We start from the raw sequence: 26658 nt of genomic DNA on the forward strand, positions 1-26658 counted from the left end.
TTTCTAAAAACAAAGGGGTTTATCGTCATGAAAGACTTGTCTATTCGAGATTCGCTCGTTCAAACCACAGGTGCTTTATATCAAAGCCTTCTCAAAAGGGATGATCATGAACGCGCAGCCAAACTTGCATCGATTATCAAAAAGGAAGCAGAAGAAGAAGTGTACATTGCATTTACCGGCCACTATTCTGCTGGAAAGTCGTCACTTGTGAATCATCTGCTTCATGATCACATCCTGCCAACGAGCCCAATCCCAACAAGTGCAAACTTGGTCGTCGTGCGGAAAGGGGAGAGTGAAGTAAAGCTTCACACCTCAGATGGCCGTTTTGCAAAAATGAGCGGTTCTTATGATAAAGAAGCCGTTCAGCGTTTCTGTAAGGATGGAGAACAGATTGAAATGGTGGAAATTAGCGGTGACTATAGAGGACTGGAAGAAAAGGTGGCACTGATTGATACGCCCGGAATTGATTCAACGGATCATGCCCACTTTTTATCTGCTGCGTCTATTCTTCATCAAGCAGATGCTCTTTTTTATGTTGTCCACTACAACCATGTTCATTCGGAGGAAAACATTCGTTTCATTCGCTCCATTAAAGAGAAAGTGCCAAATCTTTATTTCATCGTAAACCAAGTCGACCGACATGATGAGCATGAGACAGCGTTTGAAGACTACAAAAATCAAGTAGTTGATATGCTTCAAAAAGAAGGCATTGAAGAAGAACATTTATACTTTACATCTGTAACTGATGAGTCACATCCAAAAAACGAAATGATTCGTTTAATCGAGAAACTGCAAGAATTACAAACATTGCCGAAAGCATCGCTTCGCGCCTATACCGAGCAGAAAATAGAGCATGTTTTAAAAGAACATATGGGCTCGCTAAAAGAAGAGCTGCAGGAAGAGGATCTTGATTTACAGCTTCAAGAAAAAAGAAAAGAGGTCAAGGAACTTGAAGCGAAAAGAAGCTTCATTGAAAATGGAGCGAAACAGTTAGAAGATGAAGTGTCTTCTGAAGTCGAGAACATTTTAAAAAATGCAAACCTAACCCCATTTAAAATGAGAGAGCTCGCAAGTGACTATATTGAATCGAAAGCACCCGGCTTTAAGGTAGGACTGCTGTTCGCTAAAAATAAAACCGAGCAGGAAAAAGAAAAGCGAGCGAACGATTTCTTAGCAGATGTCAAAGCAAGAATGAAAGCAGAAGTGGACTGGCATATTGCGGAGCTGCTCAAAAAAGAAGTCAAGAAGCATCAGCTTGGTGAAGAGCTATTAAATCAAGTGATGGCATTTGAAACGCCTGTAGAAGAATCACTGCTTGAAAACGTGATCCATCATGGTGCAACATTTTCAAATGAATACGTTTTGCAATATGCGAAAGATGCTGGTGAAGCACTGAAAAGACAGACCAAACAGAAAGCAATACCATTGATTGAACAAATGACCGAGATGCTGAAAACCCAGCTCATGAATGAAGAGGGAAAGCAGCAAGAAAAATGGGCTCAGGCAGCTCAGGAGCTCCAAGCGCTGGAGCAAAGCATGGAAAATAATGATCAAATCAGAAGAGATATTGAACATATATGGGATATATGGAAAAACGGAACAAATGAGCAGGTCGAAGAAGATTGGTTTTATGCGAAAAAACATCGGGTGCAGCATGACGAGCTAAAGCAGAATCAAACGGCAACTCATGCGGAAGAAAGCGAGAAAGAAAATCAGCAGCAGACAGAGCTTGATCAAATGCGTCAATCACAGCACATCACGACAGCGCAGTCGATTGACCAGTTTGAGCAGCTTTCTCAAATGTTAATGCCATTAAACGCGCTTGGGTCTCAAAGAAAGTCCTTTGAAAAACGAACAAAGCGGCTGCAAGCGAAGGAATTTACACTCGCCTTATTCGGTGCTTTTAGTTCGGGGAAATCTTCGTTTGCCAATGCCCTAGTTGGGAGAAAGGTGCTGCCATCATCTCCTACACCAACTACGGCCACGATCAATAAGCTGACGAGGCCGACAGAAGACCATCCGCATGAAAGTGTGAAAGTGGTGTTCAAAACCGAGCAGGAAATATTAGAGGAACTCGATCAAATTCTCGGTTTTTCTATAACAGGAGAAAAGGGAGATACGTTTCAAGCGAAACTAGAGCGAGCGCTGAAAAAAAGAGAGCTTGAACAGGATCATCGCATCATTGTTGAACATTTTTTAAATGCTCATGACAAGTTCCGTGATTCCATTCATAAACAAACGCCGCTTAATGTCACCCTTCAAGAATTAAAGCCATATGTGGCTGAAGAGGCTGTTTCTTGTGTGGTGAAGGAAGTGACGGTGTATTTAAGTACACCTTTAACAGATAAAGGACTGACGATTGTTGATACACCAGGCGCCAGCAGTATGAATAAACGTCATACAGAGATTGCCTTTCAATATATGAAGGATGCTGATGCCCTTCTTTATTTAACTTACTACCAGCATTCTTTCTCAAAAGCAGACCGGTCATTTTTACGCAAACTCGGGCTTGTAAAAGATTCATTTAGCATGGATAAAATGTTTTTTATTATCAATGCAGCTGACCTCGCAAAGGATCAAGCAGAGCTTGAAACCGTCTTTGACTATGTGAAAAATGAGCTCACAAAAGAAGGCATCAGGCATCCAAACCTTCATCATGTATCGAGTAAGGAAGAGATAGAAGGCAAGGGCCAGTCGCCTTATAACCAGTATGCACAGCTTAGAACACAACTCGACTATTTTATTGAGGAAGAATTAACGAAAGATGCGATTGAGCTTCTGTATTTTGAAGCCAGTACATTATGTAGAACAGTTGACAAGCTGCATGAGACACTGCATCAGTCAGAAGATGAAAAGCAAGCGGAAAAGAAAAAGATAGACACATCCTATGAAGCGATCGTTGATCAAATGAGCCATATTAAACGATCTAAGCTAGTGACAGAAAGTGTGAAAAAGGACTTGCATGAACAGCTTTACCACATTGTTCAGCGCTTGTCACTTTATGCAAATGATCTGTTAAAGACAGCCTTTTATCCTGGAATATCTCAAGGGGACTTCAGACAGGAGTTGAAAAAAGCGCTTGAACAGGCGCTAAAGGATTATGAATTTGAATTTGTACAGGAGCTAAAGGCGCTTGATATTCGAATGGAATCGTTTATCACTCAATATTTCAAAGAGGAGTGGGAGAAAGGATTGCAGGCTGCATGTGCAGAAGATCCTTACTTTTCTCTCCGGCTGTCGCCGCCAGATGAGAAAAATGCAGAGCTGAAACAAATTGAAGTGGAAGCGGACCTGACTCCGTTTGAGCCGCTCTTAAAGAAGCAAAAATCAGCGAAAGCTTTCTTCGAACAGAACGGGAAGACAGCGTTTATTGAAGCGATTCGAGATGTCCTTTTCCAGTTAACGACGAAATGGGCAGATAAAGAAAAAGAAGAATTACAGAGCAGATACGATATGATGGTGAAAACCTTTACTGAAAGATATGAAACAGAAGCGCTCAAGCAGCTGAGTGAACAAAAACAAACATTTATCATGAGCTTGACGACAGATGCGAAAGAGCAGGCGATGATAGAACAAGTATACAAGCAAACAAATGAATGGAAGAACCAGTTGAAAACCATTTGATTCATGATAGACTATATAAAAAAGAAAGCAGTTGATAAAAAATGACGAGCGTACACGAAGAGATTTCCGCACATTCACAAAAACAGAATGCTCATATCAAGTCGTTTCTTGCGCTTGAGCAGAAAAGAGAGCAGGCAATAGAGACTGCTGTTTTCAAGTGTGAGCAAAACGAACCTTTTACAACTGACGATATCAATGCGATTACCTCAAAGATGAATGAGCTTGCACGGGGCGGAATTGTTCCGCTGCGTAAGCATGTCACGATTGATATGGTTAAGGAGTATGTCGAACGAAAACAGAAGTAAAGAGTAACTTTCTCTTTTTTGGTCATCTTAACAAGTGAACCGAGAAAGGGGAATGATGATGGAAAAAAAGCAGCATGCAAAAAAGCAGGATGAGCGTAACCCTAAACAAAAAGAGATGCCGTCCTACGCAGAAGCAGAATCGAAAAAAATGCAATACGGTCAAAAGTAATCCAAAGGTGCCACTTCTTTTCCAAAAGAAGAAGGCGCCTTTTTTATGTCGAATTCTATGTTCTGTGATAGAATAGGAGTATTGTTTTGAAAAAGGGAGTTTATAAGAATGAATAAACACGTACTGCTTGTTGATGGCATGGCGCTTCTGTTCAGATCGTTCTATGCAACGGCTGTCCATCGCAATTTTATGATAAATGATCACGGTGTCCCGACAAATGGAGTGAATGGCTATTTGAAGCATTTATTAACCGCTGTTCAGACATTTGAGCCAACTCATATTGTTTGCTGCTGGGATATGGGAAGCCAAACATACCGAAATGAATTGTTTCAAGATTATAAAGCAAATCGAGGAGAGGCGCCTGTCGAGCTCATTCCGCAATTCGATTTAGCAAAGGAAGCGACAGAAGAATTAGGAATTGTAAACGTTGGTTTAAAGGGCTTTGAGGCAGATGATTGTATCGGCACGCTGGCTGCACTCTATCAGAATGAAGCACGTGTGACTGTTCTAACTGGAGACAAAGATTTGCTTCAGATTTTGAATGAGCAAGTGACTGTTGCTCTAATGCAAAAAGGAATTGGGAACTATAAGCATTATACAAAAGCCTTATTTGAAGAGGAAATGGGCATCTCTCCAAAGGCGCTGATCGATATGAAAGCACTTATGGGGGATTCAAGTGATAATTACCCTGGCGTCAAAGGAATCGGAGAAAAAACAGCATTAAAATTTATTCAAACATATCAAACCATTGATGGATTATTAGAAAATGTTCATAAACTAACAGCCGCACAGCAAAAGAAAATGCAAGCAGGATTAGAAGATTTGAAGCTCTCCCGTCTATTGGCAGAGATCAAATGTGATGTCCCGCTGAGCTGTCCAATTGATGAGACGAAGATGAACATTAATCATGAACGGGCTGCTTCCATGCTGCGATACCATCAAATCAAAGGGATTGAACCGATGGTGAATCGATTAAGTAAAATAGAGATCAGCTAAAGCCGATCTCTAGGTTTATCTTTTTGTATTGCTTTTCTTCGCTCTATTTTCGAGCTGAGATAGTGGCTGTTTATCTTTTGTTTGCGCATCACCTTGAGGGGTTGTCCCATTTGTGACACGACCTTTATTCTCTTTATCCAATCAGTATCACCTCATACATTAGCATAACCGAAAAAAAGCGATTCATCCTTTAGAAAGGTGAATCGCTTTTCTAGCGAGCTGATCAGCTGCTTGATTTTCCTTGCTTGGAATCCACTTAATGAAAAATAAATCAAACTGGCTTTGAAGCTCGATCATCTCTTTTATAAAATGCTGAAAGGCTGGATTTTTAGCAAATCCTGCATTGGCCGCACGGTCAACTACCTGTGAATCTGTTCGGAACGAAACGGAACGCAGTCCTTTTTCTACGCAAATTTTCATCCCTTCAATGAGAGCGGTAAATTCTGCTTCGTGATTGCTCATTGATCCGAGAGGAATTGAGAAAGATTCTGCCTTTCCATCATATTTAATGAAAATGCCGATGCCAGAGGGACCTGGATTACCTGCGCTAGCACCATCAATGTATATTTCAGCTGGCAATTTATTTCACCCTTTCATCAAGCGGAACCATTTTTTTCGCTGCATACGCGTATGGTGTCCCAATCGCGGCGACGATAAATTTAATCACATAAGTCGTGATGAAGATTTCAATCCATACATGAAATGGATAGGTGCCAAGAAAGGCAATAGTTGTGAAGATCAGTGTATCAAGCAGCTGGCTAATCATCGTACTTCCAGCGTTACGCACCCAGAGCGCACCATCGGAAGGAAATATCCGGCGAATAAACGAATATACATAAACATCTAACATTTGACTGATGATATAAGCAGCAAGACTGCCAAGTGCGACCCTTGGCATAAAGCCAAATATGGTTTCCAGCGATGTTTGAGAAATGTCGGATGGAGCGGGATGGAATAGCAAAGCCTCCTGCATGACAACGGTTAGCGTTAAAAGAGTGGCAAAACCAATCCAGACAGCTTTTCTCGCTTCATTTTGTCCATATTTTTCATTTAATACGTCCGTTGCAAAAAACACACTTCCATATAAAATGTTTCCAAGTGTTGCTGTTAAGCCAAACAATTCAACGGTTTTGACCACTTGTAAATTTGCAGCAACCGTCGCAAAGCCAATCCAGACGAAAAGCCCCATTTTGCCAAATCCTTTATAAAATAGAAGAACAATGATAAAATTAATGATCGCAAATAAGATCCAAATACCTTCATTAAACAAGTGACATGAACTTCCTTTCTCATTGTAAAATGTAACTTTTTGATTATAGCATAACGAACGTTTACCTTAAAAGCTTAGGAAGGTGATGTGATCAATGAAATTAAGAGCACACTATACAATGAAAGTGAAATCCATTGGGTCCATTGCTTTTTTCCAAGAAGATTGGATGGAGCTAAAAGAGGCCTTGATTTTAGCAAAACATATCGACAAAAAAGAACCACAGTCACTCCTATCATTTGAAGATGAAAAAGGGGCGATGTGGTCTATTAAAGAGCTTGAAAAACTAAATGAAGAACTAAAGTTTGAAGTTGATCAGCTTCAGGTCTATTTTGATGCAAGTTTTCACAAAGAAACAGGCGACTCTGGCCTTGGGGTTGTCGTCTACTATAAGCTCGGAGAAGATGCTTATCGTTTAAGAAAAAATCAGCCCTTCCAAGGAATCACCAATAATGAAGCAGAGTATGCGGCTTTATTTGAGGCAGTAAAAGCTTTAAAAGACCTTGGGGCAAGCAGAAATTCTGTCATGATTAGGGGCGATTCACTTGTTGTCATGAATCAATTAAAAGGAGAATGGCCTTGTTATGATGATGTACATAACAAATGGCTCGACCGGATTGAAGCGGCTTTAAAGGAGCTGAAGCTCACGCCAACCTATGAAGTCATCGATCGTAAACAAAATGCAGAAGCGGATCAGCTTGCAAGGCAGATGCTTGCAGACGTCCCAATCGAAAGTAAATTGAAATTAGAAGCAGACGGAGCTGAATAATGTGGATAAAAAAACAGCAGTACAAGAATTGACGGATCTCCAAGACACGTATTGTTCAGATTGTTTGATTAAGAAGCATTTTCGAAAAGAATATGGCAAAAAATACGCCCACTCCTTTTGTATTCAGCAATGCACAGTAGGAGAGAAAATAAAAGAATATGGGCAGACGCTCCTTAAAAAATAAGCGGCCGCCCCGGTTTTCCCTGCTCAAACATCCGCTCATGAAAAAAAACACGAAGAGAATGTGTAAAAAAAGAACATATTCTGAAAAATGAGCCGATATAACTATAGAAAGTTTTGGTTGGGTTACTTTTTGACTAAGTGACGGATATTAGAGGAAAAGGGGAAGGCCGGCATGGATAATAAGGATTTCGAAACGGTATTACATCGAACATTTCAAGAGGTGTACAGCGATCTAGAGCAGCTAGTAGATGTAGCAAAGAAGGGAAGACCTTTTCTCGAAAAAGATATTTCTGAAATTGAACAAAGACTGAAGCAAAATATTTTAGCAATTGAAATTCAGCTGAAAATCAAATAAGAGAGGCATATGCCTCTCTTTATTTTGTCGTTTCATCATTGATTTAGTTGATTAGATTTTTGTTACGTTTGCAGCTTGAGGTCCACGATTACCTTCAACGATTTCAAAAGAAACTTCTTGTCCTTCTTCTAAAGACTTGTAACCGTCTCCTTCGATAGCTGTGAAGTGAACGAATACATCGTCTCCGCCTTCAACTTCAATGAAGCCGAAACCTTTTTCATTATTGAACCATTTTACTTTACCGTTTTGCATATTGCTTTTTCCTCCTAGTACTGTAGCACACCTTTTGGCGTACTAAAAAAAATTTTCATCACCTAACGACTTTGCAGTTGTTAAATGATGGTTCCACTATACACCATCAAAAGTAAAGCGTCAAGCCGGCGAGCCAAATTTTGAGCAGAATGTTTGATTTTTTTGTTTTTTTGGTGAATAACAATGAACTATAAAACGTTCTTTTCGAAACCTAGCATGCAGCTTGTCCGTATATAAAAAAAATACAGAAAGAGGTGCAATCATGAATCGTTATACACTTGAAGAATTTGTTCAGAATACACAGCAAGAAGATAAAGGAGAAGGGGTCTTCGAACTTGAAACATCAAGGCTTTTAGAAATTAATTTGACTGACACCATTTGGGCAAAAACAGGTTCCATGGTTTCCTATCGAGGGAAAATCAAATTTGAACGTGAGGGTGTTTTTGAGCACGGCGTCTCAAAGATGTTCAAAAAAATGCTCTCAGGAGAAGGCACCTCATTAATGAAGGCGACAGGTGATGGGAAATTATATGTGGCAGATCAAGGCAAAAAAATCTCGATTCTTCGTTTGGCTCAAGGAGAATCCATTTTTGTTAATGGAAACGACCTGCTCGCATTTGAACCGTCTGTCCGCTGGGATATCAAATTGATGAAAAAAGTGTCTGGCATGCTTGCAGGCGGATTATTTAATGTCAAATTAGAAGGACCGGGCTTAGTTGCAATCACTAGTCATTATGAGCCGCTGACGCTCATTGTTCAGCCGGGTGACTCTGTTTATACAGATCCGAATGCGACAGTTGCTTGGTCAGGGGATTTAAAAACTGAATTTGTGACAGATGTTTCATTTAAAACCTTTATTGGCAGGGGAAGCGGAGAGTCAATTCAAATGAAGTTTAGCGGAAGCGGCTTTGTTGTCGTTCAACCGTTTGAGGAAGTATACACAACAAATGGAAATCAAGGGTAAAGAAAAGGTGTCCGTCAATGACGGACACCTTTTTATGATAATGCGCGAGCATATGTTTTGTTATTCATGATGATATCTGACTGCTCGACGATATCTTCCAAAATGGTTTGAGAAGATTGTTTTAAGTGCAGTTTTTTCATGTTTTGTTTCATTGTTTCTAATTTTTCTTCATCCTGCAGCAAGTTGGTCACAGATTCTAAAATGTCTTCATGTCTGTTAATGACAATGGCAGCGCCATAATCCTCAAAGAAAAGAGCATTTTCCTTTTCTTGTCCAGGGACAGGCTTGTAAAGAATGACTGGGACACCGATTGCAGTTGCTTCTGTTAAAGTAATGCCGCCTGGTTTTGTAATCATACAATCTGTTACTCTGAACAATTCATCAATTTGTTCCACATATCCAAGCGCCTTCAATTGATCTGGGTGTGCTTTTTCAAGTTCGCTAAGCGATTGTTTCAGCGCTGCGTTTTTTCCGCATACAACAACAATTTGTACTTCACTGTCGAGAAGCAGCGCCTCACATAATTCCTTCACATTTTTTAGTACACCGTGAGCACCAGCCATGATGAGAAGAACTTTTTTGTCTGATGATAATCCATATTTCTTATAGATCATCGATTTTGGCACGTCTGCTTCAAATTGTGGTCTAATAGGAATGCCTGTCACCTTGACATCGCTTGGATGTGTGCCGATTTCCACTAATTTTTGTTTCACATAATCGGTTGCAACATAGTATCGGTCGATGTTTTCATGTACCCAAATCTTATGAAGACAAAAATCTGTCATGACGTTAAAAGTTGGAATCACTTTACCTGTTTTGTTTCGGTATTCTGGTACAACAATCATCGGGAATGTAATAATGATGATATCCGGATTGTGTAATTGAATTAATTCGTCGAGACGCTTATTTCCCATCTTTAAATAAATGTTAAATTTGCGTTTATTGTAAATTTTATCTACACCGTAATAAAACAAGCGATAAAATTGTTTCCCAATGGAAAAGCTCTTCAAGTATAAATATTGAGTCACTTCTGACACAATGGGATTTGATTCTTGATACAAATTAGAAACTACAACATGTTCAAACCCTTGGGATTTGCATTCATCATACAGTGTTTTTGCTACCTGCATATGTCCATTTCCATAATTTGCGGTCAAGATTAATATTTTTTTATTGGTATTCAAGAATATTCACCTCAAATGTAATCAACAACAACAAAACTTCGTACGAAAACTATTAATCTCATAGGTCTACATATACATAAAGATAACATATAAACAGTTAGAGCATATCATTCGTTACGAAAGAATTAAACTAATTTTAAAAAACAAACAGATTCAATTGATAATGGAAGACAGAGCCATTTGTATTTTAACACATTTTGACGATTTATCATCAGACCACAGTCTATTTTATTCCCAAACGTATGGTGTCTCTTGATAAACATAATAATTAAGCCAATTCATAAACAATAAGGTGGCATGGGCTTTCCAGCGATTTACTGGGACTAATGTGTCACCATCTTCTATAAAATAGTGGACAGGTTTTTGGACTGTATCATGTTTCAACAAATCTCTTTCATATTCCTGCATCAATGTGTCTGTATCATATTCAGGATGTCCAGTTAAAAATACTTGTTTATCATCATCTGAAACAATTAAACAAACACCCGCTTCTTCAGACATACTCAAAACCTTCAAATTCGGCGTGTTTTTTAATTGTTCTGTATTAATATCTGTATGCCTAGAATGTGGGACATAGTATACTTCATCGAAACCTCTGACTAATCTTTCTTTTTTCTCTTTCACAAGATGCTCAAATACACCAAATTTTTTCTCAGGAAGCTTGATTTTTTCAATCCCATAATGATGATATAAACCTGCCTGTGCCCCCCAGCAAATATGAAGGGTAGACGTCACATTGGTTTTACTCCAGTCTAAAATGTCCTGCAGCTCTTTCCAATAAGAAACTTCTTCAAAAGGTAAGTGCTCAATTGGTGCGCCAGTGATGATCATTCCATCAAATTTTTTATGGCGGATCGATTCAAAGGTCGTATAAAATTCATCTAGATGCTCTCTCGACGTATTCTTCGGTGTATGTGTACTTGGAATCAAAAACGTGAAGTACACTTGCAAAGGAGAATTTCCGAGCATTCTCAGCAGCTGCGTTTCAGTTTGTATTTTTTTTGGCATTAAATTTAAGATCACGATATTCAAAGGACGGATATCTTGCTTGAATGCCCTTGTCTCATCCATGACGAAAATATTTTCGCTCTCTAGTATTTGTTTTGCCGGCAGATGAACTGGTATGTTAATAGGCAACTCGCCACCCCCTGAACCAAAGCTAATTTCACTTCATTATAGGAACTTTCTGGCGATATTTCAATGTTTCAATTATGTTACAATGAAAAATAGAGCAAAAAAGAATGCTGTTTCTGTAAAAAAAGGAGGCCATTTTGTTATGATCACAAAGCATTTATCAGATATTGACATTGCCCAAAAGGCTAAGCTGAGACCGATTCAAGACATCGCAGCAAAGCTGCAAATACATGACGAAGAATTAGAATGCTATGGTTTCACAAAAGCGAAAATATCTTTGACTATTTTTGACCGTTTAAAGGAACAAAAAGAAGGGCACGTGATTCTTGTCACTTCGATCAACCCTACGCCAGCAGGTGAGGGGAAATCCACCGTAACTGTCGGCCTTGGTCAAGCCTTCGAAAAAATTGGCAAAAAAGCGATCATTGCGATGCGTGAGCCATCATTAGGTCCTACAATGGGAATTAAAGGCGGTGCAGCGGGCGGAGGATATTCACAGGTGCTGCCAATGGAAGAAATCAATCTTCACTTCACAGGAGATTTTCATGCCATTACATCTGCACATAACGCCTTATCTGCATTTATTGATAACCATATCCATCACGGAAATGAACTCGGCATCGACACGCGCCGTATTGTGTGGAAGCGGGTGCTTGATTTAAACGATCGTGCATTAAGACAGGTCGTTGTTGGACTTGGCGGTCAGTTAAATGGGTATCCTAGAGAGGACGGATTTGACATTACAGTGGCTTCCGAAATGATGGCGATCCTCTGTTTAGCAGAAGACTTAAACGACCTAAAAAAACGTCTTTCTTCTATTGTTGTTGCTTATAATCAAGAAGGCGAGCCAGTCACAGTGGGAGCACTTGGATATGAAGGTGTTCTGACGTTACTTTTAAAAGACGCCCTCAAACCGAACCTTGTTCAAACGATTGAAGGAACCCCAGCCCTTGTCCATGGCGGTCCTTTTGCCAATATTGCACATGGATGCAATAGTTTAATTGCAACCAAAATGGCAGCAAAATTAGCTGATTATGTCGTAACAGAAGCTGGATTTGGAGCAGATCTTGGAGCAGAAAAGTTCCTTCACATTAAAACAAGAGCTGGCGATTTCAAACCTGGTGCAGTTGTCATTGTGGCAACAGTTAGAGCATTAAAGATGCATGGCGGAATGAAGAAAACCGAACTTAAAGAAGAGAATGCACACGCCGTATTAGAAGGTATACATAATTTAGAAAAGCATATTGAAACCGTGCAAGCTTTTGGTCTTCCATATATCGTCGCGGTAAACCGGTTTATTACGGATACAAAAGAAGAGATTCAAGCAATAGAAGATTGGTGCGGCAAATATGGCCATCCAGTCAAAGCCGTGAATGTATGGGAAGAAGGGGGCGAAGGCGGGACAGCTCTTGCCGAGGAACTAGCGGCACTCATTGAAAAGAAAAAGAACAATTTTACCTATTTGTATGAAGAGAATGATTCCATTGAAGAAAAGTTATCTAAAGTGGCCAAAGTGGTTTACGGGGCAGATGGGGTCACGCTCACAACTAAAGCAAGAAAGCAGCTGGCTGCCATTGAGGAAAACGGCTGGGCTCATTTGCCAGTTTGTATGGCAAAAACACAATATTCTCTTTCAGATGATCCAGCTTTAATCGGCAGACCTAAAGGCTTTACCATTACGATTCGAGAGTTAAAGCCATCTGTAGGAGCAGGGTTTATTGTAGCCTTAACCGGAAGCATTTTGACAATGCCTGGATTGCCTAAAAAACCTGCGGCTCTCGAAATGGATTTATTAGAAGACGGCAGTGTGACAGGACTCTTTTAAACGGGAGCATAAAAAGCGATTTTCTAAAAGAAGCATGTTACGATAGGAAAAAGTGAATCCTAGGAGGCTATGAGATGTCAATTTATGATATTCAGGTCAAGACCATTAACGGTCAGGAAAAATCGATGGCAGATTACAAAGGAAAAGTGCTCATTATTGTAAACACAGCAAGCAAATGTGGACTGACTCCTCAATTTAAACAATTACAAGAGCTATATGATCAATATCATGAAAAGGGCCTTGAAATTTTAGGATTTCCGTGTAACCAATTTATGAACCAAGAGCCAGAAGGAGAAGAAGCCATTCAAGAATTCTGTTCTTTGAATTATGGAGTGACCTTCCCTATGTTTGCGAAAGTAGATGTCAATGGCGAAGAGGCGCACCCGCTGTTCAAGCATTTAACAAGTGAAGCGAAAGGTGTGCTTGGGACAAAAACAGTGAAATGGAATTTTACAAAATTTATCGTGGACCAAAACGGAGAAGTCACTGAACGATTCTCTCCGAAAACACCACCAAAAGAATTAGAAAGCTCAATCATCGCTCTGTTGGACAAATAAGATGCTGACAGTCATGCAGCGAAAACAATTGGAGGCAGCTGCCTCCTTTGTTTCAGATAGGCTGAAGGATGAACCGACTGGACACGATGCGGCTCATGTTGCGCGTGTACGCCAGCTTGCTGTCCGTATTGCAAATCAGGAAGGCGGCTCTCTTTTTATCATCGAAATGGCGGCGATTGTACATGATGTCATTGATGAAAAGCTGTCAAGTGAATGGAAGGTTACGAAGGAGCAGCTTGAGAACCAGCTCCTTTTGTGGGAATTGGACACGCGGGATATCCGCTATATCATGGACATTATTACAACGATGTCTTTTCGTCATCGGCATAAGCAGTTTAGGCCAATGACGTTAGAAGGGACCATTGTTCAAGATGCGGATAGGCTGGATGCGATAGGAGCAAGCGGTATCGCTAGAGTGTTTACGTATGCTGGCGCAACAGGTGAGCCCCATTATACAGAGGACACGCAGCAGGGCTCTGTGCTAAAGCATATGGAAGAAAAACTGCTCAAATTAAAAGACTTGATGAACACTCATGCAGGAAAGCAGCTTGCTGATGAGCGGCATGAATTGATGTGTTTATTTATCAAGAAGTGGAAAGAAGAATGCGGCCTTACAGATGAGTAGGGTCTTTATGTGTGTAAGGAGGATATATCAATGAAAATAACAGCAATAGAACCAACGCCAAGTCCGAATACCATGAAGGTTATTTTGACAGAAGCACTTGCAGGCGGTAAAAGCAACAACTACAAAAAGGATCAAAAAGATGAAGCGCCAGAAATGATCAAGCGTATTTTAAGTATTGAAGGTGTAAAAGGGGTTTATCATGTCGCAGATTTCTTAGCGGTCGAGCGAAATGCAAAGTTTGACTGGCAGGGAATTTTACAACAGGTCAGAGAAGCTTTTGGACAAGAAACAGAAGGTCTTCAGGAAGGATCGCAGTCAGGCGATGACACATTTGGTGAAGTGAAAGTGTTTGTCCAAATGTTTAATGGGATTCCGATGCAGGTCAAACTGTCAGACGGTGAAAGAGAAGAGCGGTTTGGTATGCCTGAACGTTTTCAAGCAGCCATTTTAAAGCTTAGAAGCAGCTCAGACAATGTCGTGTTTGAGCGTGTGTGGAAAGAACACGGCGTTCGTTTTGGGGAATTTGCTGATATCGGTCAGGAAGTCACAGAGGAGCTCCAAGCAGCCTATGATGATGAGCGTTTAGCCCGATTAACAGAGGCAGTGAAAGAAGGGCAGGAAGCTGTAGATAGACAGGTGAACCGAAAGGCATATGATGTAACAGAAGACATGCTGCAAGAGGAAGATTGGAAAAAACGTTTTGCCCATTTAGAGCAAATGCAGCCAGAGCAAAAGGATATACCTGTTTTAATGAAAGCAATGGAGGATCCAAAAACGTCTATTCGCAGACAAGCCGTTGTGAATGCTGGCATGATTGAAGATCCTGCCATTCTGCCTATTTTATATAAGGGGCTCGAAGACAAAACAGTGACGGTCCGCCGAACGGCTGGCGACTGTATTTCTGACCTTGGTGACCCTAGTGCTATAGAAGCCATGATCGCAGCATTAAAGGACCCGAGTAAGCTTGTCCGCTGGCGTGCAGCTATGTTCCTTTATGAAGAAGGTGACGAAACGGCACTTGAAGCATTAAAAGAAGCAGAGCAAGACCCTGAGTTTGAAGTCAGTCTTCAAGTGAAAATGGCGATTGAGCGCATTGAGCATGGAGAAGAAGCGAAAGGCTCTGTATGGAAACAAATGACAGAAAGTAGAAAAAATGCATCCGAATGATGAGAAAGATGAACAAGCTGCCAATGAAAAGCAGCTTGTTTTTCTAAAAATGATAGACAGAAAAATTTTTTTAGAAAAATTATTTTGAATATTGTTGAAATATGCGAAAAAACTCTATATAGTAGTACCAATATAGAATATTGGAGGTCAGATTTTATGACACGAACCTTGCTGAGCGCTTGCTTCAGCAGCCATGTTAGTCATCAGTCATTCATAGGTGGCTAAATAAACAGAAAATTTGTAAAATAAAATCAACTCAAAATCATGCAGTCAACAAGACTTGTAGTATAGGAGGCTTTTTAAACAGATGGCAGAACTACGCAGTAATATGATTAAACAAGGAATCGACAGAGCACCTCACCGAAGCTTACTAAGAGCGGCGGGGGTAAAGGATGAGGATTTCGGCAAGCCATTTATTGCCGTATGTAATTCCTATATTGATATTGTCCCAGGACATGTCCATCTTCAGGAATTCGGGAAGATTGTGAAAGAAGCCATTCGTGAAGCTGGCGGTGTGCCATTTGAATTCAATACGATTGGCGTCGATGATGGAATTGCCATGGGTCATATCGGGATGAGATATTCATTGCCAAGCCGTGAAATCATTGCTGACTCTGTAGAAACCGTCGTATCTGCTCATTGGTTTGATGGAATGGTTTGTATTCCTAACTGCGATAAAATCACACCAGGAATGATGATGGCAGCGATGCGCGTGAATATCCCGACTGTTTTTGTGAGCGGCGGACCGATGGAAGCGGGTAGAACAAGTGATGGCAGAAAAATTTCTCTTTCTTCTGTATTTGAAGGCGTTGGTGCATACCAGTCAGGTAAAATCAATGAAGAGGAATTAAATGAATTAGAGCAGTTTGGCTGTCCAACCTGCGGATCTTGTTCAGGTATGTTTACAGCTAACTCAATGAACTGTTTAGCGGAAGCACTCGGGATTGCTCTTCCTGGAAATGGAACGATTTTGGCGACATCACCAGAGCGAAGAGAATTTGCGAAGAAGTCTGCAAAACAACTCATGGAGCTCATCAAAAAAGATATTAAGCCACGGGATATTGTCACTGAAAAAGCAATTGATAATGCATTTGCATTAGATATGGCACTTGGTGGTTCAACCAATACCGTTCTTCACACATTGGCGATTGCGAATGAAGCAGGTGTTGAATATTCACTTGAACGCATCAATGAAGTAGCAGAACGTGTGCCTCATTTATCGAAACTTGCTCCAGCTTCAGATGTTTATATTGAGGATCTACATGAAGCAGGCGGCGTTACAGCAGCACTAAATGAATTGTCTAAAAAAGAAGGAGCTCTTCATTTAGATACAATGACCGTCACTGCGAAAACGCTTGGCGAGAACATTGCGGGACATGAGGTAAAAGATTATAACGTCATTTATCCAATTGACAAGCCATTTACTGAAAAAGGCGGCTTAGCCGTTTTATTTGGAAATCTTGCGCCAGATGGAGCCATCATTAAAACAGGCGGGGTACAAGACGGGATCACACGCCACGAGGGACCTGCGATCGTATTTGAATCCCAAGAAGAAGCTCTTGAAGGCATCATTAATAGAAAAGTAGAAGCGGGACATGTTGTCATTATTCGTTACGAAGGACCTAAAGGCGGACCTGGCATGCCTGAAATGCTTGCACCTACTTCACAAATCGTCGGAATGGGACTTGGACCAAAGGTTGCTTTAATTACAGACGGACGTTTTTCCGGCGCTTCTCGCGGACTGTCTATTGGACACGTCTCTCCAGAGGCAGCTGAGGGCGGCCCGCTTGCCTTTGTTGAAAATGGTGACCATGTCGTTGTCGATATTGAGCAGCGCATTTTAAGCGTAGATGTTCCAGAGGAAGAATGGGAAAGAAGAAAAGCAAACTGGAAAGGCTTTGAGCCAAAAGTGAAAACGGGTTATCTTGCTAGATATTCAAAACTTGTGACATCAGCCAATACAGGCGGAATCATGAAAATTTAATCTGATATCGAACATTTGAAAATTGGCTCTCTCTATAGTATCCTTTATTCACAACATAAGGATTATAGAGGGGGCTTTTTTATGTCAATGGCATATGAAGAATACATGCGCCAGCTCGTTGTACCGATGCGTCAAGAGCTGACAAGTGCAGGATTTCAAGAACTAACAACGGAAGAAGAAGTAGAACAAACGATGCAAGAAGCAGAAGGAACAACATTTGTGGTTGTCAATTCTGTATGCGGGTGCGCTGCCGGCTTAGCACGCCCAGCTGCTACTCAAGCTGTGATGAAGGCAGAAAAAACGCCAGATCGAATTGTCACAGTTTTTGCTGGTCAGGACAGGGAAGCAACGGCAAAAATGAGAGAATACTTCACAGGCGAAGAGCCATCGTCTCCATCTATGGCACTTTTAAAAGGAAATGAACTCGTTCATTTTATCCCGCGTGACGAAATTGAAGGTCATGAAATGGAAGACATCATGAACAACGTCTTATCTGCATTCGAAAAACATTGCTAATACACATGTTAAAATGTCCTGTGATCAAATCAGGGCATTTTTTCTTGATCATGGTGGAGGAACCGCATGCTTATCACAACAAGCTTTAGAGCAAATGAACAAACAATTGAAACAGCAAAGGCACTTGCAGAGGATTTACATGGTGAGTATGTAGAAAGGCGCAAACAATCCGTCAAGCAGCTTGCGATGAAACGAGGAGACGTCCTTGTTGTGGGGAATGAAAGATTCGAGTGGTATCAGCCAAATGGTGAAAAATTCTTCTTCCACCCAAGCTCAGCGATGTTCAGAGTGAAGAGGCTCCTGCGCGGAGAAAAGGATCCTTTAATCGAAGCCACGCAGCTTCAGCCGGGCGATTCCTTTTTAGATTGTACGCTTGGCTTAGGATCAGATGCCATTACAGCAAGCATGCGAGTAGGTACGAATGGAAGGGTCGTCGGTATCGAAAAGAATCCGATGACAGCATTGCTAGTACGAGAAGGACTAAACACATGGGAGACAGGGGTAAGAGAGGCAGATGAAGCGATGAAACGGATATCTGTTGTAAGTGGAGACAGTATCGAGCAGCTAAAAAAGCTCTCTGAGGAATCATTTGATGTCATCTATTTTGACCCGATGTTTGAGGAGACGATTCAAGAATCTGCAAGTATCGCACCGCTCCGTCATGCGGCAGAGCACCACTTTGACCACGAAATAGCCGTCCAAGAAGCACTGAGAGTGGCGAGAAAAAGAGTGGTTTTAAAAGATCATTGGAAAAGCACACGATTTCTAGCAGACTCCTATCAATTTCACGTGTTAAAACGAAAAACAGCCCAATTTCATTATGGATATATTGAGAAAGAAAAAAGCCCTCACTAAAGGTTCAGGTGTGCAGACAACTCCTTGAATTCCTTGTCAATCTTCTAAAAAAGCCCTTATTCAGGGCTTTTAATCTGTAATCTCCATATAGACAAAATAAAATAACGTCAGCAAGGAAGCCGTAATGAAAAAACCTTCAAGCATACCCATTCCTCCCAAATTTTAGTCGCCCTTACTGCCATTGTAAACGTTTTATTATGAAAAAGAAAGTCTCAAATCGGTGGCCAAATTGAATGACTGAAAATTCATTATATGCTAGAATAGCAGTATGATAACTTATGGAAGGAATTAGATATCATGAAGATGTGGATGAGAAAAACGCTTGTTGTGCTCTTTACGATTGCAACTTTTGGTTTAGTCTCTCCTCCGTCGGCTTTGATGACAGACAAGCCCTCTGAACTTTCTTCATCTGATAAAACGCCTTATACAGCTGTTTATGATACATCAGATGAAATGCGCAGCTGGGAACTAACGCAAGAGGAAAGCAAAGAGCAGACAGATCCCTTTGAGCAATATAAGCAAGAGGTGCTATCAAGTGCAGAAAATCAATCCTTTCTCAAATTTGGCCGTAAAATCACACCTGTCATTGAAGACGAGTACAGAGAAGAGATTCAGCCGAAGATTGAACAAGTGTTAACCGACTATTTAACAAATTTCAAAGATGACGAAAAATTTCAAGATGTTGTTTTAACTGATCAGCCTTCAAGCGGAAATGGCGAAAAAATCTTCCACATTTACAACCGCAAGACCGGAGAAGATTTGCTCCGTTTCCATGTCAGAAGAGATCAGCCGCCTCACAGCGGATATTGGTTTAACTTTCATTACCATACAGCAGAAGATGGATTCCAGACGCATCATGAACTCGGTAATATTTACTGGGATAAAAACACCCCGCCGAGCTGGATGAGCCACTAGAAGGAGATGTCATGCCAATTGAAAAAATATACAATGAACGAAATGGTGCAGATTACAAAACAAATGTTAAACGAACGCGGAGTGAAAATTGAAGATATCGCACACATTGTGCTGAAGCTCCAAGAAAAATATCATCCAAACCTTCCACTTAGTGTCTGTATTGAAAATGTTGAAAAAGTGCTGAATAAAAGAGAAATTGTCCATGCAGTTTTAACAGGACTTGCCCTTGATCAGCTGGCAGAAAAAAAGCTTTTGCCAGAACCTTTACAGCACTTAGTTGAAACAGATGAGCCGCTATATGGAATTGATGAGATTATTCCGCTTTCCATTGTCAATGTATATGGATCAATCGGTTTGACCAACTTCGGTTATTTAGATAAAGAGAAATTTGGTATTATTCGTGAATTAGATGAAGGCCGTCCAGGTGAAGTGCATACTTTCCTTGATGACCTAGTCGCTGCACTTGCCGCAGCAGCTGCAAGCCGCATTGCTCACTCACACCAAGATATTAAGGATGAAGAGCAGGAACGAGTGAATCAAGTATAAAAGAAAAACATGTCTGCTCATCATGCAGGCATGTTTTTTTGGTTTCAACAAAAGCCGAAATAAGGTAAACTACAACAAGAACATAAATAAAGGATGAAAAAAATGAAACAATACAAAGAGTTATGCCGTCATGTATTACAGCACGGGGATGAAAAAGGTGACAGAACGGGTACAGGTACAATCAGCACGTTCGGTTACCAGATGAGATTTGATTTACAGGAAGGATTTCCTCTTTTAACCACAAAGAAATTACACCTGAAATCGATCATTCATGAGTTGCTTTGGTTTTTAAAAGGTGATACAAATGTCAAATATCTTCAAGAGAATGGTGTCCGAATTTGGAACGAATGGGCAGATGAAAATGGAGAGCTGGGCCGTGTATACGGTGCACAGTGGAGATCATGGGCGAGCGGAAACGGCGAGACAGTGGATCAGATCACAAAGCTGATCCATGATATTGAACACAACCCGAATTCAAGACGACTGATCGTCAGTGCTTGGAACCCGGGGGAAATTGATGAAATGGCGCTGCCTCCTTGTCATTGTCTGTTTCAATTTTACGTATCAAACGGGAAGCTTTCCTGCCAGCTATATCAAAGATCAGCAGATATCTTTTTAGGCGTGCCATTTAATATCGCTTCATATGCTCTTCTAACGATGATGATTGCCAAAGTCACAAATCTTGAGCCAGGAGAGTTTATTCATACACTAGGTGATGCTCATATTTACCAAAATCATCTTCCACAGGTGAAAATGCAGCTAGAGCGCGAGGAGCGCACGCTTCCTAATCTTCGTATCACAAGGGATGTAAAGAGCATTTTTGATTTTACGTTTGATGATTTTGTGCTTGAGAACTATGATCCGCATCCGCATATTAAAGGAGAAGTCAGTGTATGATTTCCATGATTGTGGCGACAGGAGAAGACAGAGTCATTGGTCAAGATAATCAAATGCCTTGGCATTTACCAGCAGATTTAGCGTATTTTAAAAAAGTCACAGGCGGCCATACGATTGTCATGGGCAGAAAAACCTTTGAATCCATTGGACGAGCGCTGCCTAACCGCCGAAACATTGTGCTGACCACAAGTTCTTCTTTTCAAGCAGAAGGATGCGAGGTTGTTCATTCAATTGCTGATATTTTGGCAATTGGGAAAAGCGAGACAGAGTTATTTATCATTGGCGGGTCTAAGCTGTATGAAGAAATGATGCCATTTGCGGATCGTCTCTATATCACGCACATTCACCATGCGTTTGAAGGAGACCGCTATTTCCCGTATTACAATGAAGACGAATGGACGATTGTATCACGAGAAAAAGGCCATCGTGACGAAAAGAACCCCTACAATTATGAATTTGTCGTATATGACAAAAAAGGATAAGTGAGTAGGAGGAGTACGGTTGTTTCGTTATTGGTTTTTAACGATTTATGTTGTTGTATCCTTTTTAAAAAGTATGAGGCATTTGTACGATCATGAATTAACGGATCCACGCATTTCCTATACGAAACGAATGCATCTCATTCATGAGCATGCAAAAAGGTTTTCCCGGGGATGTATTGATCAATCAGGATCAGTCATGACCATTCATCAGCAAAAGAAGCTGCCAGATGGCCCGGTTATTTATGTCACAAAAGAGCTGAATCCAGTCACGACGACATTATTGATTGGCCATCTTGAGAAGCCATTTGCTTTCATGGCAAAGCCGAAGCTCTTTCGGTATCCGATTTTAAAACAATGGCTGAAAAAAATGGCGGTCATTCATCAAAATCAAACGGATGAGGTCTTGTTAGAAGAAACAAAGGAAAGAATCATGTCTGGGCAGAGTCTATTGCTTTCAGAAGCGTATCTTCATATTGCAGAGGCGCTTGCTGAAGAATATGATTGTCCGCTAGTGCCGATTGAAACAAGCGGAACGGATCGTCTTTTAACTGGGAAGATCGTGAAAAGAATGCGTCCTGTCAATGTCGATATTCATATTAAAGCACCTGTCATGATTAGTGATTACGAACAAAAGCGTGCATAAGAAAAAAACAGCATCCGAATAGTGGATGCTGTTTTTTTTCATGCAGCAGGAACGTTCACGCAATAGAATAAAATACAGAAGAACATCGATGCACTGCCGCCAAGAACAAAGCTGTGCCAAATCGCATGATGATAGGGAATTTTCCGCCAAATATAAAAGATGGTTCCGACTGAATATAATATGCCGCCTAACAGTAAGAGGCCAAATCCTGCACCTGTTAATTGGATGTAAAGCGGTTTGATGGCAATGATAATCATCCAGCCCATTAATAAATAGACGAGGGTGGATACGATAATAAAACGTTTGACGAAAAAGATTTTAAAGACAATCCCACCAGCAGCAAGCGCCCATACAATGGCAAGGAGCGTATAGCCGAGCGCACCTTTTAGTGGTCCAAGTAAAAAGGGTGTATATGTACCAGCAATCAATACATAAATAGCCGAGTGGTCGAGAATTTCAAAAATATCTTTTGTTTTTTTGTGCCGAATGCTATGAAGCAGGGTCGAGCTTAAATAGAGCAGCAGCATGGATGCACCAAATATCGAAAAGCTGATAATGTCTGTGACGGTGCCGTATTGAACAGCGAATAAGACGAGAAACACAATGGCTGGGATGGATAAAATAACACCAATGCCATGTGTAATGGCGTTTGCAATTTCTTCTTTTACAGTAAACAATGGATGTCCTCCTTTTATTGAACCGGTATATAACCATCAAGCGACTTCAGGAATGAAAGACCTTCAAGTGTAATCTTCGTTCCGGCCCTGCCTTTTCCTTTCGTCACGTATGCTTTTTTCTCAAGATCATCTAAACGGTTTCTCACCTGCTGAGGGGTCAGCGGGATGTCTCCTTGTTTGCTTAATTCAGACAAGATGCGCCTGCTGGCTGCTTCTCCTTTTTCATTGAGAGATTTAATGGCTTCCAGCAAGAAAACAAACTCTTGTTTTTCCATTAGTGTGAGCTGATGTTCTTCCTTTTTACCTTTCACGGCTGAGGGAAGAGGTGCTAACACAAAGGGCGGTAAATGGTGTAAAAATACCGTTTGGCCCTCGAGTATGGCCGCAGCATAATGAACGATATTTTTGAGCTCTTGCACATTTCCTTCAAATGGATACTGCTGCAAGGCTTCCCAAACACTTGGGTCAATGTCAGGTGCCATGTTCAGCTCGTGAAAGAAAGCATTTGTTAACACAGGAATGTCTGTTTTTCGTTCGGCTAAAGCCGAAAGGGCCAAGTGAAGAACATTCAGACGATAAAACAGCTCGGGTAAAAAGGTAGAAGAAACCCTGAGTGCCTCTATTGATAAAGACGAAGAAGCGATTACTTTTGTTGCAGGTGAGGTTTCTAGAAAGTGAATGACCTTGTGCTGCATAGGAATACTTAATGCGCCGACCTCATCTAAATAAAGAATTTGATTGTTTTTTTCTGTGAAGGCTTTCTGTAAGGTTTCTTCATTCAAGATAGGGCTATACATATGTGTCAGTGCTGCGTGTGGAACAGATGCGTTTGCCATTTCTTGGGCAAATAGCGTTTTGCCTGTGCCGGTCTCACCTGTTATCAAGACTGGCTGCTTGTTTTTCGAAAATTGTTTTGCCAGATGAATAGCACGTTTGATATCTTGATGGTCTCCATATATTGACGTGAACGAATGTGCGGTCATGGGGTGATTCCTTTCTTTGTGGTTCTAATTGGTTCAATTGTAACACCCAATTAAAACAAATGTACAGGAAAACGAAAAAGTTTATAAAATTTATGATTGAACCGTGATCTATTGGTTTATTTTTTGAATATTCATGTTATAATGACAAATTAAATAAGGTTAAAGAGAAAGGATCTTGTACATGAAACCGTTGCTCAAAGAAAATACGCTAATTCAAGTGAAAGACATCTTAAAAGCCCATCAAAATTTGAAGGATGTAGTCATTCATACACCACTTCAAAAAAATGAGCGACTTTCTGAACGATATGAATGTAATGTCTACTTAAAAAGAGAGGATCTTCAAGTAGTTCGTTCCTTTAAATTAAGAGGCGCTTTTAATAAAATGAGCCAGCTTCCAAAAGATAAACTAGAAAATGGCATTGTCTGTGCAAGTGCTGGAAATCACGCGCAGGGTGTTGCCTATTCTTGTAAATATTTAGGCATCCACGGAAAAATCTTTATGCCTGCTACGACGCCAAGGCAAAAAGTATCACAAGTGGAGCTGTTCGGAAAAGAATATATTGAAATTATCTTAACCGGAGATACGTTTGATGATTCGTATCATGAAGCCGTAAAATGCGGAGATGAAGAAAAGCGCGAATTTATCCATCCGTTTGATGATTTGGATGTGATGGCAGGACAAGGAACGACTGCTGTAGAAATATTAAATGATATCGAAGTGGAGCCTCACTTTTTATTTGCAAGTGTCGGAGGTGGAGGTCTGTTATCTGGTGTTGGTACATATATCAAAAATATCGCACCAGAAACCGAAATCATTGCAGTCGAACCGCTTGGCGCAGCTTCACTGCATGCTTCACATGAGAAGGGCGAGGTTGTGACACTTGATTCGATCGATAAGTTTGTAGACGGAGCAGCGGTTCAGCGGATTGGCGAAAAGACGTTTACATCGCTTCAGTCTGTTGTCGATAAAATCAGTCTTGTACCCGAAGGGAAAGTCTGTACAACGATTTTAGAGCTGTATAATCAATGTGCGATTGTCGCAGAACCGGCAGGCGCATTGCCGATCGCAGCATTAGATGCCCATCGCGAGGAGATCAAAGGGAAAAATGTTGTCTGTATTGTCAGTGGAGGAAATAATGACATCGGCAGAATGCAGGAAATCAAAGAGCGCTCGATGATCTATGAAGGGCTTCAACATTACTTCATTGTCAATTTCCCGCAAAGAGCAGGAGCACTTCGGGAATTTTTAGATGAAGTGTTAGGGCCAAATGACGATATCTCACGCTTTGAATATACGAAAAAGAATAACCGAAGCAAAGGCCCTGCGCTAGTCGGCATCGAATTGAAAGAAAGAGATGACTATGCGGCGCTGATTGGGCGGATGGATAAAAAAGGCTTCCACTATGTTGAAGTGAATAAAGATCAAGATTTATTCCACCTATTTATTTAGGCTTAACAGATAATTGGAAAAGAGGATTGATCGTTTGTGCTGCTCAAAACAATATGTTTTAGACGGATGGATGGAGCTCAGATCAAGGTAACAGAAGTTCCTGTTCTAAAGGGAGATGAGACGTATCGTTTCATGCTGACCTTTAGACTTGAAGCTTTCTTGAAAAAAGTCTATGTATCTAAAGGGAAGAGAGCTGTGTACTCTTTCAGAGAGGATGTGAAACGTAACGTCAAGTGGAGCACATATGAACAGATCTATCAAGAGCCTACACTGAAACACAATGCGTAAGCAGGAATCTTTGTCAAAAGGGGTGAGCAGCCATTATGAAGTGGCCGCTGCTCAGTTTGGCAAGGATTTTTTTCATGAAAAGAAGAAAATGTGACAATTTCAAAAACGTTAGGTCAGTTGTTTTCAAGTGTGCAGGAAATAAGGTAATATCATAAGTAAAGACTAAGACAACAAGGATGAGACGATAGTGAAACAAATTAAAATTGTAACAGATTCAACTGTGGACCTTCCGCAAGAGAAAATCAATGATCTTTCCATACACGTGATTCCGCTCAATATCTCCATTTCTGGAGTTGATTATATTGACCGAGTGAATATACAGCCAGATGAATTTATTGAAAAAATGGAGGCCGCTGAGGAACTGCCGAAAACGTCTCAACCTGCGATCGGTCAATTCGTCGAATTATATGAAAAGCTGACGGCAGATGGAAGCGAAGTGATCAGTATCCATTTAACTGGTGGAATGAGCGGTACTGTTCAAACTGCTGAAAGCGCTTCGAAAATGGTAGATGGAAACATCACGGTGATTGATTCGAATTTTATTTCCTATGGATTAGGATTTCAAGTCATCAAAGCAGCAGAACTTGCCAAAAAGGGTGCAAGCCGTGAAGACATCATCACAGAATTAGATAAAATCCGTCTTCAAACAAAGCTATATGTCACGATCGATACATTAGAAAATCTCGTCAAAGGCGGAAGAATTGGAAGAGGAAAGGCGCTGATCGGCTCACTTCTTCACATCAAACCAATTGCCAGCTTAACAGACGGGGTATACACGCCAGAAGCGAATGTGAGAAGCTACTCTGCGCTTGTCCGCCATTTGACAAAACAGTATGTACAGGCAGTGAAAGGAAAAACAGTTCAAGCCATTGGCATAGCGCATGCAGATGCATTAGAACTCGCCGAAAAGCTCAAATCAGCGCTGCTTGATCACACACCTGAGGCACTGATTGACATCGCCTACACAACACCGATTATTTCGTGTCATACCGGAAAGGGCGCAATAGGCTTTACTTTTTATACCGATTGATGGAAAAAGGGGATGG

Annotated in this window: 30 protein-coding genes; 22 read left to right on the plus strand and 8 right to left on the minus strand. The window is 40.8% G+C overall.

Annotated elements, in window-relative coordinates; translation table 11 throughout:
- Positions 1–27: 27 nt before the first annotated feature.
- The 3 genes from NSS92_RS04375 (at position 28) to NSS92_RS04385 (ending at position 5094) form a co-directional block, all read left to right on the plus strand.
- A complete protein-coding gene (locus NSS92_RS04375; protein ID WP_340866993.1) occupies positions 28–3624 on the plus strand; it encodes a dynamin family protein in 3597 nt (1198 codons plus the stop codon).
- 41 nt (positions 3625–3665) lie between these two features.
- On the plus strand, positions 3666–3929 hold the full coding sequence (locus NSS92_RS04380) for a YpbS family protein (protein WP_039179417.1): 264 nt from the start codon (positions 3666–3668) through the stop codon (positions 3927–3929).
- A 277-nt stretch (positions 3930–4206) separates the two neighbouring features.
- On the plus strand, positions 4207–5094 hold the full coding sequence (locus NSS92_RS04385) for a 5'-3' exonuclease (protein ID WP_340866994.1): 888 nt from the start codon (positions 4207–4209) through the stop codon (positions 5092–5094).
- A gap of 15 nt (positions 5095–5109) precedes the next feature.
- On the opposite strand, the gene NSS92_RS04390 is transcribed toward NSS92_RS04385, so the two are convergent.
- From NSS92_RS04390 to NSS92_RS04400, 3 genes are read right to left on the minus strand one after another with little or no spacing between them, the layout of a single operon-like run.
- Entirely contained in the window at positions 5110–5235 is a 126-nt protein-coding gene (locus NSS92_RS04390; protein ID WP_003215584.1) for a hypothetical protein, read from the minus strand.
- A 42-nt stretch (positions 5236–5277) separates the two neighbouring features.
- Complete coding sequence (locus tag NSS92_RS04395; protein ID WP_203128560.1) at positions 5278–5673, minus strand: reverse transcriptase-like protein; 396 nt, start codon at positions 5671–5673, stop codon at positions 5278–5280.
- A gap of 1 nt (position 5674) precedes the next feature.
- The gene (locus tag NSS92_RS04400) at positions 5675–6364 is read right to left on the minus strand and encodes a queuosine precursor transporter (protein WP_267587463.1); all 690 of its coding nucleotides are present in this window, start codon (positions 6362–6364) and stop codon (positions 5675–5677) included.
- Positions 6365–6458: 94 nt separating this feature from the next.
- Between NSS92_RS04400 and NSS92_RS04405 the strand changes: the two genes are divergently transcribed.
- The 3 genes from NSS92_RS04405 (at position 6459) to NSS92_RS04415 (ending at position 7668) form a co-directional block, all read left to right on the plus strand.
- Complete coding sequence (locus NSS92_RS04405) at positions 6459–7130, plus strand: ribonuclease H family protein (RefSeq protein ID WP_340866997.1); 672 nt, start codon at positions 6459–6461, stop codon at positions 7128–7130.
- Position 7131: 1 nt separating this feature from the next.
- Positions 7132–7314 (plus strand): zinc-finger domain-containing protein, encoded by a 183-nt coding sequence (locus tag NSS92_RS04410; protein WP_024422748.1) that lies wholly within the window; start codon positions 7132–7134, stop codon positions 7312–7314.
- A 171-nt stretch (positions 7315–7485) separates the two neighbouring features.
- The gene (locus NSS92_RS04415) at positions 7486–7668 is read left to right on the plus strand and encodes a hypothetical protein (RefSeq protein WP_008346368.1); all 183 of its coding nucleotides are present in this window, start codon (positions 7486–7488) and stop codon (positions 7666–7668) included.
- Positions 7669–7719: 51 nt separating this feature from the next.
- Here the strand turns inward: NSS92_RS04415 and cspD are convergent, their stop codons facing one another.
- On the minus strand, positions 7720–7920 hold the full coding sequence (gene cspD / locus NSS92_RS04420) for a cold-shock protein CspD (protein ID WP_003215784.1): 201 nt from the start codon (positions 7918–7920) through the stop codon (positions 7720–7722).
- A 262-nt stretch (positions 7921–8182) separates the two neighbouring features.
- Between cspD and NSS92_RS04425 the strand changes: the two genes are divergently transcribed.
- Positions 8183–8884, plus strand: coding sequence for an AIM24 family protein (locus tag NSS92_RS04425; RefSeq protein ID WP_041085797.1), 702 nt, complete (start codon positions 8183–8185; stop codon positions 8882–8884).
- 32 nt (positions 8885–8916) lie between these two features.
- Here NSS92_RS04425 and NSS92_RS04430 read toward each other — a convergent pair whose 3' ends face one another.
- Together NSS92_RS04430 and metA are read right to left on the minus strand one after the other, a co-directional pair.
- Positions 8917–10068 (minus strand): diglucosyl diacylglycerol synthase, encoded by a 1152-nt coding sequence (locus NSS92_RS04430; RefSeq protein ID WP_144470907.1) that lies wholly within the window; start codon positions 10066–10068, stop codon positions 8917–8919.
- Positions 10069–10296: 228 nt separating this feature from the next.
- Positions 10297–11205, minus strand: coding sequence for a homoserine O-acetyltransferase MetA (metA, locus tag NSS92_RS04435; RefSeq protein ID WP_095408830.1), 909 nt, complete (start codon positions 11203–11205; stop codon positions 10297–10299).
- 139 nt (positions 11206–11344) lie between these two features.
- Between metA and NSS92_RS04440 the strand changes: the two genes are divergently transcribed.
- The 12 genes from NSS92_RS04440 to NSS92_RS04495 all read left to right on the plus strand — a co-directional run bounded on the left by NSS92_RS04440 (position 11345) and on the right by NSS92_RS04495 (position 22214).
- A complete protein-coding gene (locus tag NSS92_RS04440; RefSeq protein ID WP_267587465.1) occupies positions 11345–13027 on the plus strand; it encodes a formate--tetrahydrofolate ligase in 1683 nt (560 codons plus the stop codon).
- A gap of 74 nt (positions 13028–13101) precedes the next feature.
- Positions 13102–13584: a glutathione peroxidase gene (locus tag NSS92_RS04445; protein WP_041085791.1), complete on the plus strand. Its 483-nt coding sequence runs from the start codon at positions 13102–13104 to the stop codon at positions 13582–13584.
- A gap of 13 nt (positions 13585–13597) precedes the next feature.
- Complete coding sequence (locus NSS92_RS04450) at positions 13598–14209, plus strand: HD domain-containing protein (RefSeq protein WP_340867000.1); 612 nt, start codon at positions 13598–13600, stop codon at positions 14207–14209.
- 30 nt (positions 14210–14239) lie between these two features.
- Positions 14240–15376, plus strand: a complete 1137-nt coding sequence (locus NSS92_RS04455) for a conserved virulence factor C family protein (protein ID WP_047203259.1) — start codon at positions 14240–14242, stop codon at positions 15374–15376.
- A 307-nt stretch (positions 15377–15683) separates the two neighbouring features.
- The gene (gene ilvD, locus NSS92_RS04460) at positions 15684–17360 is read left to right on the plus strand and encodes a dihydroxy-acid dehydratase (protein WP_024422739.1); all 1677 of its coding nucleotides are present in this window, start codon (positions 15684–15686) and stop codon (positions 17358–17360) included.
- An 81-nt stretch (positions 17361–17441) separates the two neighbouring features.
- Positions 17442–17876, plus strand: a complete 435-nt coding sequence (locus tag NSS92_RS04465) for a BrxA/BrxB family bacilliredoxin (protein ID WP_024422738.1) — start codon at positions 17442–17444, stop codon at positions 17874–17876.
- 66 nt (positions 17877–17942) lie between these two features.
- Positions 17943–18731, plus strand: coding sequence for a class I SAM-dependent methyltransferase (locus NSS92_RS04470; RefSeq protein WP_340867002.1), 789 nt, complete (start codon positions 17943–17945; stop codon positions 18729–18731).
- A 297-nt stretch (positions 18732–19028) separates the two neighbouring features.
- Positions 19029–19646, plus strand: a complete 618-nt coding sequence (locus NSS92_RS04475; RefSeq protein ID WP_142945828.1) for a YpjP family protein — start codon at positions 19029–19031, stop codon at positions 19644–19646.
- An 18-nt stretch (positions 19647–19664) separates the two neighbouring features.
- Entirely contained in the window at positions 19665–20192 is a 528-nt protein-coding gene (locus tag NSS92_RS04480) for a phosphatidylglycerophosphatase A family protein (RefSeq protein WP_144473308.1), read from the plus strand.
- Positions 20193–20294: 102 nt separating this feature from the next.
- Positions 20295–21089, plus strand: a complete 795-nt coding sequence (locus tag NSS92_RS04485) for a thymidylate synthase (protein WP_267587469.1) — start codon at positions 20295–20297, stop codon at positions 21087–21089.
- Complete coding sequence (locus NSS92_RS04490; RefSeq protein ID WP_267587470.1) at positions 21086–21571, plus strand: dihydrofolate reductase; 486 nt, start codon at positions 21086–21088, stop codon at positions 21569–21571. The genes NSS92_RS04485 and NSS92_RS04490 overlap by 4 nt, the downstream gene beginning before the upstream one ends.
- A gap of 19 nt (positions 21572–21590) precedes the next feature.
- Entirely contained in the window at positions 21591–22214 is a 624-nt protein-coding gene (locus NSS92_RS04495; protein ID WP_267587471.1) for a lysophospholipid acyltransferase family protein, read from the plus strand.
- A 38-nt stretch (positions 22215–22252) separates the two neighbouring features.
- On the opposite strand, the gene trhA is transcribed toward NSS92_RS04495, so the two are convergent.
- Together trhA and NSS92_RS04505 are read right to left on the minus strand one after the other, a co-directional pair.
- Positions 22253–22891 (minus strand): PAQR family membrane homeostasis protein TrhA, encoded by a 639-nt coding sequence (gene trhA / locus NSS92_RS04500; RefSeq protein ID WP_041109539.1) that lies wholly within the window; start codon positions 22889–22891, stop codon positions 22253–22255.
- A gap of 14 nt (positions 22892–22905) precedes the next feature.
- Positions 22906–23874: a sigma 54-interacting transcriptional regulator gene (locus NSS92_RS04505; protein ID WP_340867005.1), complete on the minus strand. Its 969-nt coding sequence runs from the start codon at positions 23872–23874 to the stop codon at positions 22906–22908.
- Positions 23875–24055: 181 nt separating this feature from the next.
- On the opposite strand from NSS92_RS04505, the gene ilvA reads away from it, so the two are divergent.
- From ilvA to NSS92_RS04520, 3 genes are all read left to right on the plus strand, one after another.
- A complete protein-coding gene (gene ilvA, locus NSS92_RS04510) occupies positions 24056–25324 on the plus strand; it encodes a threonine ammonia-lyase IlvA (RefSeq protein WP_267587474.1) in 1269 nt (422 codons plus the stop codon).
- 36 nt (positions 25325–25360) lie between these two features.
- On the plus strand, positions 25361–25612 hold the full coding sequence (locus NSS92_RS04515) for a YpmP family protein (protein WP_024422728.1): 252 nt from the start codon (positions 25361–25363) through the stop codon (positions 25610–25612).
- Positions 25613–25799: 187 nt separating this feature from the next.
- The gene (locus NSS92_RS04520; RefSeq protein ID WP_267587475.1) at positions 25800–26642 is read left to right on the plus strand and encodes a DegV family protein; all 843 of its coding nucleotides are present in this window, start codon (positions 25800–25802) and stop codon (positions 26640–26642) included.
- The last annotated feature ends 16 nt before the right edge of the window (positions 26643–26658 follow it).

The organism is Bacillus sp. FSL M8-0166, from assembly GCF_038008825.1.
GTDB classification, from domain to species: Bacteria; Bacillota; Bacilli; order Bacillales; family Bacillaceae; genus Bacillus; species Bacillus safensis.

Coding starts and splice junctions, on each gene's coding strand:
- NSS92_RS04375 (WP_340866993.1), top strand. CDS start 28: ATGAAAGACTTGTCTATTCGAGATTCGCTCGTTCAAACCACAGGTGCT.
- NSS92_RS04380 (WP_039179417.1), top strand. CDS start 3,666: ATGACGAGCGTACACGAAGAGATTTCCGCACATTCACAAAAACAGAAT.
- NSS92_RS04385 (WP_340866994.1), top strand. CDS start 4,207: ATGAATAAACACGTACTGCTTGTTGATGGCATGGCGCTTCTGTTCAGA.
- NSS92_RS04405 (WP_340866997.1), top strand. CDS start 6,459: ATGAAATTAAGAGCACACTATACAATGAAAGTGAAATCCATTGGGTCC.
- NSS92_RS04415 (WP_008346368.1), top strand. CDS start 7,486: ATGGATAATAAGGATTTCGAAACGGTATTACATCGAACATTTCAAGAG.
- cspD (WP_003215784.1), bottom strand. CDS start 7,920: ATGCAAAACGGTAAAGTAAAATGGTTCAATAATGAAAAAGGTTTCGGC.
- NSS92_RS04425 (WP_041085797.1), top strand. CDS start 8,183: ATGAATCGTTATACACTTGAAGAATTTGTTCAGAATACACAGCAAGAA.
- NSS92_RS04440 (WP_267587465.1), top strand. CDS start 11,345: ATGATCACAAAGCATTTATCAGATATTGACATTGCCCAAAAGGCTAAG.
- NSS92_RS04445 (WP_041085791.1), top strand. CDS start 13,102: ATGTCAATTTATGATATTCAGGTCAAGACCATTAACGGTCAGGAAAAA.
- NSS92_RS04450 (WP_340867000.1), top strand. CDS start 13,598: ATGCAGCGAAAACAATTGGAGGCAGCTGCCTCCTTTGTTTCAGATAGG.
- NSS92_RS04455 (WP_047203259.1), top strand. CDS start 14,240: ATGAAAATAACAGCAATAGAACCAACGCCAAGTCCGAATACCATGAAG.
- ilvD (WP_024422739.1), top strand. CDS start 15,684: ATGGCAGAACTACGCAGTAATATGATTAAACAAGGAATCGACAGAGCA.
- NSS92_RS04465 (WP_024422738.1), top strand. CDS start 17,442: ATGTCAATGGCATATGAAGAATACATGCGCCAGCTCGTTGTACCGATG.
- NSS92_RS04470 (WP_340867002.1), top strand. CDS start 17,943: ATGCTTATCACAACAAGCTTTAGAGCAAATGAACAAACAATTGAAACA.
- NSS92_RS04475 (WP_142945828.1), top strand. CDS start 19,029: ATGAAGATGTGGATGAGAAAAACGCTTGTTGTGCTCTTTACGATTGCA.
- NSS92_RS04485 (WP_267587469.1), top strand. CDS start 20,295: ATGAAACAATACAAAGAGTTATGCCGTCATGTATTACAGCACGGGGAT.
- NSS92_RS04490 (WP_267587470.1), top strand. CDS start 21,086: ATGATTTCCATGATTGTGGCGACAGGAGAAGACAGAGTCATTGGTCAA.
- NSS92_RS04505 (WP_340867005.1), bottom strand. CDS start 23,874: ATGACCGCACATTCGTTCACGTCAATATATGGAGACCATCAAGATATC.
- ilvA (WP_267587474.1), top strand. CDS start 24,056: ATGAAACCGTTGCTCAAAGAAAATACGCTAATTCAAGTGAAAGACATC.